Here is a 13,047-nt window from a genome sequence, read left to right on the forward strand (position 1 = left end):
TATTTTTGCGTCTATTTAATGATACTGAGACCGGCATTGGCACACGCTTCATCAAGATGAGCACCAGGAGCGCCACCGACGCCTACACCGCCGATAATAGTATCACCGATTTTGATAGGTAGACCGCCGCCCAAGAGCAATAATCGTGAGTCCATATCACGAAGTGGATCTAGCTTTGGATTTTTCTCAATCATGTCCGCGTATTTAGTGGTCGGCTGCTTTAGCGAGACGGCAGTAAAAGCTTTGTGGTAGCTACTGTTCAAAGTATGCGGACCTGCATTTTCATTGCGAAACTGCACAAGGGGCGTGCCAGCAGCATCCACAACTGTCGCGGTGACTGAGTAGCCGTCACTTTTGCATTGGTCCACTGCTCTTTTAGCCACTTGAAGCGCGGCTTCACTACTAATGCTCGTCTGCGTCACTGTGGCAGGAACTTTAGCGGATGACGTTGGCGCTGCCTGCGCCGTTACCGTCAGCGCCGTTATCGCCGCCAACGCTGACAAATTAAAAAGTTTTGAATTAAAACGCATAATAACTCCTTGAGATATATCAATAACTACATGATAAATTTAGGTGGTTAATCAATAAAAGACTTTTAGCGAGTTAAATAAATTATACCTCGCCTTTTCTACCGTCTTAATTTAATCTTATCAGGAACATTTAAGCATTTTAAGATGTTTAGAGTATAGCTTTCGCTACTATTATTAGGCGGTTGGTTAGCTAATATGGGTCGATATAAGCGTATGGTTAAAGAGCCAAACAAACAGTTAATTAAATAGGTGCATGGTCAATAATAGGCACATGGTTAATATAAAACAGGCCAATAAATATGAATAATTTAAAAAGGAGCTTTATGACCGATATTAATACCTTAAGCAAGTCACTGCTTATCTTCGATCAAAATGCTCGCTACTATGACTTTGCCAATAGTAATGCTGCTAATCACTGCGCTGAGTTACCCTGCGCCCATTTTTATGGGGGTAATGGCTTCGCTGCTGGTGTCTATCAGCCACTATTTGATGAGCTTAGCAGATACTTTGATTTGACCAGTCTTGCCATGCGCGGTTATTGGTATGACAAGCCTACGGCTCAAACACTCACTCGAGAGCAAGATGCTGACGCGCTTATTGTCTATTTGGAAAAGAGGTACTCGCAGCCAATAGTCGGTATTGGTCATTCACAAGGCGCTACCGCGACGGCTATCGCAGCGGCCAAACGTCCAGATCTATTCTCAAGCTTATATTTGATTGAGCCAGTGACTTTTACTAAAGCACAAACTGTGATTTATAACTTAATGCCTCGGCGTCTAAAATTGGGCCAAGAACCCTTCAAAAGTACGCTAAGCAAACAAACAGACTGGGACAGTATCCAGCAGTATTACGAATACTTACGCAACCACCGAGCTTTTAAGCGCATTAGTGATCAGAATTTATTCATATTCGCGCAAAACAGCTTAGTCAAAAATAACAATGGTAACTATTCGTTGCTGTTCTCTCCCGAGCAAGAGCTGGCCAGCTACTTTGGTACGCCTTATATCAATGGCGCCCTAAAACAACTGAACAAAGCTGATTTACCCTATACCTTGATTATCGGTAAGCCTACTATTTTTATCAGTGATAAGGTTCGAGCCAGCTGGCAGCGTCTCGTGCCGAATGAACGTATTATTACCTTACCTGACTACGGCCATCTATTACCGATGGAAGCGCCCGAACAGTGTGCCGAAATTATAAGCGCACGCTATACTAAGATGGTAGAGTAATAACCCTATGACTGACCTTTTCCCGCCTGCACCAACCGATAACTTATTGCCCTACGATGGCCAAGTTAATGATTTAGGCATTGTCATTGATGACCCTAATAGTCTTTACCAAGAATTATTGACGACCCTGCCATGGCACTCAGATGTGGTCAGCCTATTTGGCAAGACCCATGTCACCACACGGCAGATTGTCTGGATGGGAGAAAGCGCCACTATCTACCAATACTCTGGCCACTCTCGGCAAGCAATACCTTGGTCAAAAACGGTGTTCCACGTGAAACAAATGGTTGAAAAGCAGCTGGCTGATATTGGGGTCGTAGTGGCGTTCAATACCTGCCTTTTGAACTACTACCCCACCGGTATGGACGGTATGGGCTATCATGCTGACGATGAAAAAGAGCTAGGGCCACAGCCAATTATTGCCTCACTATCGCTTGGCGCTACGCGAAAGTTCGTCCTTAAGCACAAAAAAAGCCAAGACAAAGTTGAACTTTATCTTGGCTCCGGCCAGCTCATCGTCATGCACGGTGATACCCAGCAGTATTGGAAACATACAGTGACCAAGACCAAAGCAGTATCAGAGGGGCGAATTAGTCTAACCTTTAGACAAACGCACACTGAGCAACGCTAATAAGTACTCAGTACGCCTCTAGATAATAAAGTACCAGTATTAGCCAACTATAAATAACCAAGCATTATATCTTTGATAAGCTATTAAAGCGGAAGACTTGCGTTCTTCCAGCATTAACACCGTTAATAAATACAGTATTATTCCTTTGCAGGACTATACCTTCAAATTTTCCGGTCATAGGACAGCTAGCACCACTAAGAGTCCCTGAAAAAGGATAGAAGTCTTGCTGATAACCCTCATCTTTAATCGTCCCTGAGAATTGACAATATTTTCCCATGTTTATAGTCAGTCTCTTAGTGTCTGCTCTATTAGTATTTGAGATATCTGCTTGACCAAAATTATATTTTGTCAGTGTACCTACACTACCACGATAGCTCCCTGTGAGGTTCGCTAGGCTTTTATGGTTCAGCTTAATATACTTTAGATCGTATACCTTCTTATCTATCGAAGCATCACTATTTGATAAATCTAGCGTTAATCTCGATGAGGGAACATACTGGACACTGGCTCTATAATTGCGAATGGTCTTAGCAGTTGAGTCAAATTCTCTAACTTGTGAGTACAGTTTCTTATCAGACTTAGATTCTAGTTGACCCGCAATAAGACTAAAGACTTCCTGGTTATAGGTATACTTGCCATTGACGAACGAATTGTTATAAAACCCAATGTACTCACCATTAGGCTTAACCATGAGATTGACAAGAATATCATCGCCATTATCAGCGGTGACTATCGTCTCGTAGTACCCTACAACATCTTTTGGTACGCTTGAATTCTTAGTCCCTGAATACTTCGGCGATACCGATGTTCCATCCTCAGACCCACCACATGCTGATAATAAAATAGCTGCTGACAATGTAGATATTATCGCTACCAGATTACGGTTCTTCATTAGTCACCACTCTTATGCTAAATAGTTATTATTAATTTATTGGTGTTGAGGCTTTAGAAAAATATTCAGCTAAATTTACAAAATATTCCCCTACTCCCCAACAAAAATCGTAGCACAAACAAATAATTTATTAAACATAAACCTATAGTTAACTGCAAATTAATTGAATGGCTCGATAGTAGACTATGCTGAACCACTTTTATCACTAATAAAAAAACCGAGCAAAAAATATATCTGCTCGGCAGCTATTAATTAGTCCGTTAATTTTAGTGAATATAACCTATTAAAGCCTCAGTCAATATGGGTTAATTCTTATCGGTTTTAAGCCACTTTACGATGTAAAAAACGCTCACGGTAGCACTGATGTGCGGCTTCACAGACACTGGCGGTATAGTTAGCATTTACCCCACCAGCGACTACCGCACCAACCGCAGGGATTAGTTGTGCCGCTTTAGTCTTAACCAGATTGGTCGCCACTTTGGTCGCTGTCTGCCGCAGCACACGTGACATTATTTCTTCATTAATCTTATTAAAGGCCATTTTTTCTGGCTCTCTAATTATGCTAAGCGTGTCATTCAGAGCCGCTTGGCGCTCATCAGCTGATGCAGAGGTCGCAATAGCCAATAATGAGATGGCGAACATCCGCTCGCCTTTATCACTCATATCAAAGCCAAAATACGTCGCATATTCACCGATAGCTCGCAGATTAGTACTAATAAGAGCAACAATATCTGCAGGGATACCTGCCCAGCCAATAATGCCAGTCGTAACACCTTGAGCACTGGTCATTGCCACATACTTACTTTTGAATAGTTTAACCTGCTTATCGACGATAGCGATAGGCAAGTTCTGGATATCTTCTAGCTTTTTAACCGTGGCCTCAGCAGCGATATCGCTGTCATTTTGATAACTCTCAATCACACTTGATACATCTAAGGTCCAGCTTGCTGCCTCACTTAAGGTCGTAAGGCTCTTCTCAGTCGCCTCCTTCAAAGTGTCACCGAACTGCGGCGCACTCATTACAGTATCTCCAGCTTTCTCAATAGATAGACTAATAGTCGCTAGTGCTTTCGATAGTAGTGACTGGTTAGGATGTTTCCAATCCTCGATTTGCTGACGAACCTCGGCTTCATAAGCGATATGATCTATGAATCCATCTTTATTAATGTCGTTACTGGTGTCAGTATCAATTTGGCTCATATCATCTCCAAGACGGTATAAATAAAATTTTAGGGCTAATCCTACTTAATACCCTAGCGCCTATGGTGTGTGATTGGCAGAAGCATTGAGTAAATTTGGTAATAATACTGTAAATTAAATCTCAATACATCCTAAGGTTTCGTTTACATTAACCTCTTGTCAGCTTGGTGCTTTAGCCCAAATATCTTAAGTATTGTCTGCAAAAGCTATCGAGCCTTAACCCTCGGTCGGTATCTCTAGTACAATTTTACCAAAAGCATGACCTTGCTCTAGCTCACGATGCGCTTTTGCCGCTTGCGCCAGTGGATAAGTTGATTGAATGCTTAAGGTCAACTCGTTATTAGCAACTTTGGTTAGTATTGCCTGCAGATCGTTAGCATTAGGCTTAGCGATAAAGCCTTCTACCCCAAGGTTTTTGTCCGCACCGGCTTGTTTGAGCTTATCTGCCCAAATTGAGGGTAGTACGACCACGCGCCCACCCTCTTTCACCACTGCCAAGGCGCGCTCACCTGCCTTACCACCGACCAAGTCTAGCAAGACATCAGCTTGTAAGTTAGGAAATGCTTGCTCTTGAGTGTAATCAATCCAGCCAGCAAGAGGCTCTAAATCGATCAGTTTGCTAAGCTTATGGTACTTTTCAGGAGAGCAAATAAGCGTAAGTTTTAGCTCATTATTAGCAGCTCGTGACATTAGTAGTTGTAGCGCTATGTGACCTACGCCGCCCGCAGGGGCACTCATGACCACATGCTCACCTTCTTTAATAGCAGCGAAGTCCAGTAGCTGCTTAGCTGTCGTCCCGACACAAGGCAATGCACCAGCCGTTTTTAAATCGACCCCTTCTGGTACTTGAGTCAGCAGCTCAGCATCTACCACATTGTATTGGGCATAGCAGCTGCCAGCAAAGGTCAATGCCGCAACTTTATCACCGGCGCTAAACTGCGGCGAGTGACTAGCGACGACGGTCCCTGCCATATCAAAGCCTAAAATAGCTGGCTCACCATGAGCGAATTGGTGTTTTTTGATATTGTCTGCGCCCCAGCCAAGACCTTGACGCGTCTTATAATCGACAGGATTAATGCCTGCATAAGCAATGTTTACTAATACTTCACCATCTTGCAATTGCGGTATTGGCAATCCTTGCTGATAAGTAAGCACATCAGGATCGCCAAATTCGGTTAAGGTGATGGCAGATTGAGATTGAGGAAGAGTCATAACTATTTCCTTAACTTTTTCTAAGCTACTATTTGTTAAACTACTATGGTCAGTCTAGGCTAACTTGGGCGCTGATAGGCAGGTGATCGGATAACTCAGACCAAGGCTTACCTTTATGTACCCACGCTCTTGTCACGCGTAGGTTACGCACGTAAATCCGATCCAAACTCAAGACAGGAAGCCGAGATGGAAAAGTCGGTAACAGCCGAGCATGACAACTCATAAAGGCTTCTGTCATATTAAGGCGATTGGCTAGCCGCTCACATGAAACCTTTTTCCAATCATTAAAGTCACCGGCTAGGATAAGCGGTTGATGCTGATCAATACTATCATTGACGTACTCTGTAATGGCTTTGTACTGTTTCTTTCGGTCATTTTCTAGCAAATTTAGATGCGCGCAGAGTACGACGACAGGACGCTCCCAACCTTCAGGGTGGACTTCACAGTGCAGTACTCCGCGCTGCTCAAGCTTATTCACAGTAATATTGACGTTATGCTTTGGGTCTAAAGGGTGTCGGCTTAGTACCGCATTACCATGGTGGCCATTATCATATTCACAGTTTTTGCCGTAGCTATGCTCACAGTTGAGAAACTCACCGAACCACTCGTATTGAGACTGGTCGGGATATTCATTGTATTTAACCACTCGTTTTAGATGCTGACCTTGCACCTCTTGCAAGCATAATATATCTGAGTTGACGCCTTGTAGGGCGCTACCCATCTGCTGAGTGATGACATAGCGATTAAGCGGTGACATCCCTTTATGAATGTTATAGCTGGTGATGGTCAAGTGGCTCATAATCGTTTTAATATCCGTAAAATAGAGAGTGTATGCCTGATGTCGATAGCTCAGTTTAGCAGCGCATCATTTCATTACTATTTACTGAGCGATATTGTGATTCTTGTTATTTAACTCTTCGCTGTTGCGCTTTAGCCACTCCCAACTATTCGCAGTACAGCTTGCACTTGTAGATCGAGTGCTCTTTTAGCTTAGTGAAAGACTAATCACTATATTAACTCATAAGGCTAGCCATAAGTCTTATCCAGATAATCGATAATATCCTTTGACTCGTACATTTGCGTACCCGTATTAGGATCGACAAAATAAGGAAACTGCATCTTGTCCTGAACTACCTCATTTTTAATTCTCTCACGCTTACCACCTTTTAGAGGTCGATATTCACCAAGGGTAAGATGCTTACTGCCAATACCGATATCTTGTAGACGCTCGCGGGCGACATTATGATTGATATAACCCAGCTCAAGCGCGCTAAGCTTCTCTCGAACCAATCGGCAAAATGGACTGGCCTCAAAGCCATACAGCTCTAATAACTGCTCCGGCTGGCCCCGAGTCTTGTTTTTAGCTGGATGCTTAGCTTTGACCCCGCGCATCAGTGAAGTGGCGCTGGCAACTTTACCTAAGACAGTGGCGCCATCATCGTTATCAACTCGGAACTTATCAGGCGTCTGACCCTCTGATGAGTAATGTGCAAAAAGATAATCAATAATATCCTGTGACTCGATTATTTGTTCGCCAGTATTCTCATCGACCAAGTAAGGTACTTGGGTCTTGCCTGTCAGCTGCTTTAACTGCTGACGATAAAGTTGACCCTTATGAGGGCTAGGGTGGCTCACATAGTCTAGATTCAGATGAGTCATGACCTCTCTGACACGGCGACAATAAGGACAAGCTTCATGCTCATATAAGATTAGCGCTTTTTCAGGTTGCTTGGGATGCGCAGTACCCATGATTCCTAAGCCGCCGCGTAGCAGCGTAGTAGCAAAAGCTTGTGTACTCTTGATAGCGTGTGTCAGATTCCTGATTGGTAATCTCATTAATAGCACTCCTTGTTATTAACGTTATTGAAAGGATTGAAGATAATATAAAGACGCAGACTGTGAAACAACGTCATCAGTTTTGCTTGATAAATAAAAGCTCTACAACAAAAAACCTACTTATGATTGACGATAAAAACAACCCTAGCTAGATAAAGAAAGACCAATCGCCGTAGGGTTGAATCAAAAAGTCTTTTAACTTAACCACTTATCTGCTTTACAGCTTACGCCATTGATCAAAAATAAAAAAAGCATTGGTCACTACTGAACCAATGCTTCTTCATTATCTCCTTACACTAATATCAACTATCAAATATTAGCAGGATAATATTAGTAGCGAGTGACTAGCGCGATGGGCTGCTCCTCACCCATAATGTCTTCAGGTAAGAAGACCACATCACCACCATTATGCATGACATGCTCGATGATGTCACCTACTGCATCGTCAGTCACCCCATCAGCGGTAGCATCGTCGGCGATCTGTAGAGTTTGTGCTTTTTCATCGATTGTTGCAGGCTGGATATAGCCTTTACGCACATATAGTGTCTCACCAGCACCTTGGAAAGCCGACTGATAGACTTCTTGTAAGTCCGTACGTAACAAGTCACTACCACGAGCCACATCAATCTCACCCAAAGCTTTTTCATGTAATGATTTACGATAGCTTTCGACGGCTTCTTGTACACCATCAATGATATGCTGCGCACTACCATCTTCGAGGTCTGTAACATTATCAACAGTCGCGATAATATTTTCAGGGCGGTCACAGACTTCTTTATAGAAGCTAATGTTACGCGCATCACCAACGATAACTAGTGGCATCTTATGATCGCCCCATAGCTCTTGAACACTCTTATCAACACGGTTTAAGAACTCTTTTAGATAGTTATCTTCATTTGAAGCTGCTGAACGGTCAGCACCGCTAGTGGTATAGAGCGTGGTGTTCTCAATTGGGAATGGGATGTTGTCCATATGGTTTTGCTGATCGTCATTCTTATCAAACTCCATCACCACTCTATCATTTGACGCTTCGATCAAGCGAGCATGCTGACGGGTAATAACAACGGCATAATAATGGACTGCGCTGGCCATATCACGGACTAGATCACGAGTGGCGAAACGATCAGAGACAATCACTCGCTCTTCGGTATCGAGCGGCATACGGATCACTTGCGCATCATCAACACTGGCAAAGATTGCTAAGGTATCAAGATTATAGTTATGATCTAGCTCATCCGTCTTAGCATGAATATTCTCTAAGATAGTAGCCGCTGTGCGTTTGTCATATTCGTTAGTAATGCGCTCTTCGGCAATTTTTAATTGGTTCTTTAACGCAATATGGTCTTGTTGATTGGCTGGATGCTCACGGTGGGTGGTAACAAAAATGCTCACAGCAGGGTTGGCAGTGGTAGCACGAAGACTCTTAAGAGTGGCTTTCATAAATTATCCTTTTAAATTTTAATAAGATTTCAAATGTCTTGTTTTTAGAGAGAAAAGTAATCACTAGTCAATCGACTAAACATCACATACTTAACATACAAGAAGCTATTGCAAAATAATGCTTTTCCTAAAATATGGCTCTCCGAATGTGATGACTAATACAGTCATCTAATATCCATCTAACATCAAAGAGACCTACTACAATGTGTAATACATCCTATTGATATTACTTTATCAAGCTTAATCCTTAAAGACCATAAGCTCTTTACAAGCAATTCGTGAACCTTTGTAATATATGTTAAAAAATTAGTAATTTTAGTTGTCGCGAGTATCTGATTTAGGTTATTTATTTTAACGGCTGACTTTTAATAACCATTCTTATTGACTCAAAGCTGACCCATGGTAATCAGTAACCAGTAAAAAGCGGAAAAATAAGCAATTGGATTCTAATCGCCATTCATTAAACTTCCATGTGAGTAGACTTAATTGGCATTTGGCTTGTATTTATAAGTATCTACACCCATCATAAATAATATGCTCACCCTATAGTTGCCCGATAACAAGTTAACAAGAATAATGATTGCGGCTATAGATAGATTTTGAACTGTGAAATTTCACTTTCAGAAGGGCTGCAACTATAAATCTCATATTCTAATTAATTGCTTTTATTATATAAATTATTTTGACACTACCCTATACCTTGGAAATAAACTATGGCTACCACAACTGATTCATCTTTAACCACTACTTTCGCTGATGCCCTACGTCTGGTTGATTTTGCTGATGTAACACCACCGCAGCTAAATCAACGTATTATTGAGGCCATTAATGACGCCAATAGTTATCTGGATGACTTGGAAACCAGCAGTGCAGACAGCATCTCTGCTGATACAGCTTTAGCAGATATTATAGAATTTGATCACATCAATCTCGCTATCGATCGCAGTTGGGGAATTTTATCTCATCTTAATAGCGTGACCAGTAATGACGAGATTCGTAAGGTTCATCACGAGCTACTGCCAACGCTATCTGCCTTTAGTACCCGCGTAGGACAGCATCAGCCGCTATTTTCTCGCTATCAAGCCATAAAAGAGGATAGAGATTTTTTTGCGTCCTTAAATCCTGCGCGCCAACGGGCTACCGAGCTTGCGCTGCGTAGTTTTGAGCTATCTGGCGTCGCCCTGCCAAAGGAGCAGCAAGCGCAGTATGCTGATATCCAAAGTCAGTTATCCACCTTATCTGCCAAGTTTTCGGACAATATTTTAGACGCGACGCAGGCCTTTGCCTTGCCTTTAGAAGACGCTCAGTTAGCGGGAATTACCGATAGTGGTCTTGCGATGCTAGCGCAGGCCGGTGAGCAATATAAAGCCAAGCTTATAGAAAAGGGCCTTAAATCAGCGATCCAAGTCCAAGCGCTGCCGACACCATATTATGTGGCTACGCTAGATATTCCTGTGTATCTGGCAGTTATGACGCATAGCGATGACCGCGGCTTACGGGAGCAGCTCTATAAGGCCTTTGTAACGCGAGCCTCTGAGCTTGACTCGCATACCAATGCTCAGGGCGAGTCTTTAAACAATGCCGATATCATGGCGCAAATATTATCGCTGCGAACCCAAAAGGCCAAGCTATTAGGCTTTGATAATTATGCTGACGTGTCATTATCTACCAAAATGGCGGACAACGCTGGAGTCGTCGAAACTTTTTTGCGTGATTTAGCGCAGCAGGCTACGCCATCGGCCAAGCATGATCTTGAGCAGCTGCAATCGGCCGCACAAGCTTTAGGTATCGATGAATTACAGGCATGGGATAATGCTTATGTCGCTGAAAAAGTGAAGCAGGATAAATTTGCCTTATCACAAGAAGAGATTCGTCCCTATTTTCCGCTACCAAAGGTCATCTCAGGACTGTTCAAGATAGTTAATACCCTATATGGTATCCGCGCCCAAGAGCACTCAAATGAGGTATCGCGCTGGCATGATGACGTACGTTTTTACCAGCTTTTCGATGCAGATGACAGTCTCATTGGTGGGTTTTATCTGGATCTTTATGCAAGACAAGGCAAACGCGGCGGCGCTTGGATGAGTGGCTTTCAACCGCGGTATGATTATGAGCCTGCTGGCACCGCTAGTTACAATCAATTGCCAGTGTGCTTTATGGTGGGCAACTTTACGCCGCCTAATGGTGACCAGCCAAGCCTATTGACCCATAACGAAGTGCTGACTTTATTTCATGAATTCGGTCATGGCTTGCATCACCTACTGACTACCGTCAATGTTGGCGACGTCGCGGGCGTCAATGGTGTTGAATGGGATGCCGTCGAGTTGCCCAGTCAGTTTATGGAAAACTGGGCTTGGAATAATCAGGGTATTGCCCTCATTAGCGCTCACGTGGACACAGGCGAGCCGCTGCCACAAGATAAGCTTGACGCTCTACTTGCTGCAAAGAATTTCCAAAGTGGCATGCAGACGCTACGGCAGATAGAGTTTGCGCTATTTGATTTACTGATTCATTCAGCGACGCCAGCACCTGATTATCAAGGCATCCTTGCCACTCTCGATGACGTGCGTCGTGACATTGCCATTACCCAGACCCCCGACTATAACCGCTTTGCCAATGGCTTTAGTCATATCTTCGCAGGTGGCTACGCGGCAGGATACTATTCCTACAAATGGGCAGAGCTATTGTCTGCTGATGCCTTTAGTAAGTTCGAAGAGGAAGGTATCTTTAACCCTAATACTGGCAAAGCTTTTAGAGAGCGTATCCTTGCTATTGGTGGCAGTCAACCTGCTAAGGTCAATTTCGAGGCTTTTCGTGGTCGTCCTGCCACTATCGAGGCACTACTTCGGCACAGTGGTTTTTCAGAGATTAATTCGGCTAACGATATAGATGAGGAGGTCTAATGCGTTATCAATCTAGTCGGCCAAAACGTCAGTTTTTGGCCGGCGTAAAGTGCCCGAAATGTGAGACCATGGATGCCATCGTTCAGGTTCGAATTTTTGAACCTGAAGCCGATGAATATATCGAATGTACCCAGTGTCAGTACATTGAGCGCCGCCCAGATCCTGAGCCAATTATAGAAAAAAATGCTCAGTTGGACCTTGTGCAGTCATCGGCTACTGGTACTAGCGGTGCTGTGAAGTTTATTCCTTAAACCAATAGATAGCTCTTAGTTTGCTATTTTATTTTTACGCTCAGTAAATTATTAAGAGACGACTTCAAATAAGGTATCTTATTCTTTACCTAAACAATGGTTGAATTTATAATAGCGGTAGCTATTTTATTAATTATGAAGGATTTAACGACTGCGCTTGAAGCTCAGATGGATATGATTTACGTCATTGACGAGTTTAATGTGCGAATAACGTTTTATTCACCATTAGGACTGATAATTATATGAAACAATCGACACCCAAGCATAGTCAACATTTATCGAAATCCAAGAATTCTTTGGAGCTTGATGACAGTGTGTTGAAGACAGATCAATCAAGACTAAGACTACTATTTAGCAGTCCACTATCGATTTTATTCATCGTATTAGTCCTGTTGCTTGCTGCTTATTTTATCTTTAAGTCACTGACGCCTTCCCAGTCACTTTCCTCGTCGTCTGTACTATCTCCTCAAGCTGATATAGTGGCTATCTTGCCTCATAAAGAAGTCAGTTTAAAGCCTACTGAGCCTGAGGATCAATCCGTAACGCTACTAACCGCCAATGAGGAGGGAGCTACTACGCCTGCAACGAACGACCCTACGTCAACTGCGCTTGATACCCCCCTATCAGCAACTAACAGCGATTCTACTACTGGTAATCCTCTAGTTGAAGATACCGCGAATTTACCTGAGCCAAGCGCTATATTAAATAGAGAAGTGCCAAAAGATAATAGCTTGATTAAAGAAGAGATTGATCGACTAGATGATGAACATAGCCGTCTAGTAGAATTAGAGGAATTGGCCCTTCAAAACAAACAGCAGATGCAAGATATTAGCCAAAAAAAGGCAGCACAGATTGAATTGCTTGAGCAGCAAATCGCCCAGTTAGAAGCGCAAAAATAGCTGCTCAGTTCAATAATCTATGGC

General features: G+C 43.0%; 12 protein-coding genes. 5 read left to right on the forward strand and 7 right to left on the reverse strand.

Going from position 1 to position 13,047, the window contains the following annotated elements; all coding sequences use genetic code 11:
• Positions 1–11: 11 nt before the first annotated feature.
• A complete protein-coding gene (locus EGV92_RS07510) occupies positions 12–530 on the reverse strand; it encodes a GlcG/HbpS family heme-binding protein (RefSeq protein ID WP_131668587.1) in 519 nt (172 codons plus the stop codon).
• Positions 531–853: 323 nt separating this feature from the next.
• Here EGV92_RS07510 and EGV92_RS07515 point away from each other — a divergent pair, with 323 nt between their 5' ends.
• Positions 854–1,759 (forward strand): alpha/beta fold hydrolase, encoded by a 906-nt coding sequence (locus EGV92_RS07515; RefSeq protein WP_131668588.1) that lies wholly within the window; start codon positions 854–856, stop codon positions 1,757–1,759.
• A gap of 7 nt (positions 1,760–1,766) precedes the next feature.
• Positions 1,767–2,390 (forward strand): alpha-ketoglutarate-dependent dioxygenase AlkB family protein, encoded by a 624-nt coding sequence (locus tag EGV92_RS07520; RefSeq protein WP_131668589.1) that lies wholly within the window; start codon positions 1,767–1,769, stop codon positions 2,388–2,390.
• Between the two features lie 64 nt (positions 2,391–2,454).
• Here the strand turns inward: EGV92_RS07520 and EGV92_RS07525 are convergent, their stop codons facing one another.
• From EGV92_RS07525 to EGV92_RS07550, 6 genes are all read right to left on the reverse strand, one after another.
• Positions 2,455–3,282 carry a hypothetical protein gene (locus EGV92_RS07525; RefSeq protein ID WP_131668590.1) on the reverse strand — a complete coding sequence of 276 codons (828 nt, stop codon included), beginning with the start codon at positions 3,280–3,282 and terminating at the stop codon, positions 2,455–2,457.
• Positions 3,283–3,603: 321 nt separating this feature from the next.
• Positions 3,604–4,482, reverse strand: a complete 879-nt coding sequence (locus tag EGV92_RS07530) for an EcsC family protein (protein ID WP_131668591.1) — start codon at positions 4,480–4,482, stop codon at positions 3,604–3,606.
• A gap of 216 nt (positions 4,483–4,698) precedes the next feature.
• Positions 4,699–5,694 (reverse strand): NADP-dependent oxidoreductase, encoded by a 996-nt coding sequence (locus tag EGV92_RS07535; protein ID WP_131668592.1) that lies wholly within the window; start codon positions 5,692–5,694, stop codon positions 4,699–4,701.
• A gap of 49 nt (positions 5,695–5,743) precedes the next feature.
• Positions 5,744–6,493 carry an endonuclease/exonuclease/phosphatase family protein gene (locus EGV92_RS07540; protein ID WP_131668593.1) on the reverse strand — a complete coding sequence of 250 codons (750 nt, stop codon included), beginning with the start codon at positions 6,491–6,493 and terminating at the stop codon, positions 5,744–5,746.
• 227 nt (positions 6,494–6,720) lie between these two features.
• Positions 6,721–7,530, reverse strand: coding sequence for a glutathione S-transferase N-terminal domain-containing protein (locus EGV92_RS07545; protein WP_131668594.1), 810 nt, complete (start codon positions 7,528–7,530; stop codon positions 6,721–6,723).
• 330 nt (positions 7,531–7,860) lie between these two features.
• On the reverse strand, positions 7,861–8,970 hold the full coding sequence (locus tag EGV92_RS07550) for an AOC03_06830 family ribosome hibernation factor (RefSeq protein WP_131668595.1): 1,110 nt from the start codon (positions 8,968–8,970) through the stop codon (positions 7,861–7,863).
• A 713-nt stretch (positions 8,971–9,683) separates the two neighbouring features.
• Here EGV92_RS07550 and EGV92_RS07555 point away from each other — a divergent pair.
• The 3 genes from EGV92_RS07555 to EGV92_RS07565 all read left to right on the forward strand — a co-directional run bounded on the left by EGV92_RS07555 (position 9,684) and on the right by EGV92_RS07565 (position 13,023).
• Positions 9,684–11,873, forward strand: coding sequence for a M3 family metallopeptidase (locus tag EGV92_RS07555; protein WP_131668596.1), 2,190 nt, complete (start codon positions 9,684–9,686; stop codon positions 11,871–11,873).
• The gene (locus EGV92_RS07560) at positions 11,873–12,124 is read left to right on the forward strand and encodes a YheV family putative metal-binding protein (RefSeq protein WP_131668597.1); all 252 of its coding nucleotides are present in this window, start codon (positions 11,873–11,875) and stop codon (positions 12,122–12,124) included. The genes EGV92_RS07555 and EGV92_RS07560 overlap by 1 nt, the downstream gene beginning before the upstream one ends.
• A 242-nt stretch (positions 12,125–12,366) precedes the next feature.
• Entirely contained in the window at positions 12,367–13,023 is a 657-nt protein-coding gene (locus tag EGV92_RS07565; protein ID WP_131668598.1) for a hypothetical protein, read from the forward strand.
• Positions 13,024–13,047 lie beyond the last annotated feature (24 nt).

Origin of the sequence: Psychrobacter pygoscelis, from assembly GCF_004335015.1 — a bacterium.
GTDB classification, from domain to species: Bacteria; Pseudomonadota; Gammaproteobacteria; order Pseudomonadales; family Moraxellaceae; genus Psychrobacter; species Psychrobacter pygoscelis.

Excerpts from the sequence above, each read along its gene's own strand:
- EGV92_RS07510 (WP_131668587.1), bottom strand. The coding sequence starts at position 530 with ATGCGTTTTAATTCAAAACTTTTTAATTTGTCAGCGTTGGCGGCGATA.
- EGV92_RS07515 (WP_131668588.1), top strand. The coding sequence starts at position 854 with ATGACCGATATTAATACCTTAAGCAAGTCACTGCTTATCTTCGATCAA.
- EGV92_RS07520 (WP_131668589.1), top strand. The coding sequence starts at position 1,767 with ATGACTGACCTTTTCCCGCCTGCACCAACCGATAACTTATTGCCCTAC.
- EGV92_RS07525 (WP_131668590.1), bottom strand. The coding sequence starts at position 3,282 with ATGAAGAACCGTAATCTGGTAGCGATAATATCTACATTGTCAGCAGCT.
- EGV92_RS07530 (WP_131668591.1), bottom strand. The coding sequence starts at position 4,482 with ATGAGCCAAATTGATACTGACACCAGTAACGACATTAATAAAGATGGA.
- EGV92_RS07535 (WP_131668592.1), bottom strand. The coding sequence starts at position 5,694 with ATGACTCTTCCTCAATCTCAATCTGCCATCACCTTAACCGAATTTGGC.
- EGV92_RS07540 (WP_131668593.1), bottom strand. The coding sequence starts at position 6,493 with ATGAGCCACTTGACCATCACCAGCTATAACATTCATAAAGGGATGTCA.
- EGV92_RS07545 (WP_131668594.1), bottom strand. The coding sequence starts at position 7,530 with ATGAGATTACCAATCAGGAATCTGACACACGCTATCAAGAGTACACAA.
- EGV92_RS07550 (WP_131668595.1), bottom strand. The coding sequence starts at position 8,970 with ATGAAAGCCACTCTTAAGAGTCTTCGTGCTACCACTGCCAACCCTGCT.
- EGV92_RS07555 (WP_131668596.1), top strand. The coding sequence starts at position 9,684 with ATGGCTACCACAACTGATTCATCTTTAACCACTACTTTCGCTGATGCC.
- EGV92_RS07560 (WP_131668597.1), top strand. The coding sequence starts at position 11,873 with ATGCGTTATCAATCTAGTCGGCCAAAACGTCAGTTTTTGGCCGGCGTA.
- EGV92_RS07565 (WP_131668598.1), top strand. The coding sequence starts at position 12,367 with ATGAAACAATCGACACCCAAGCATAGTCAACATTTATCGAAATCCAAG.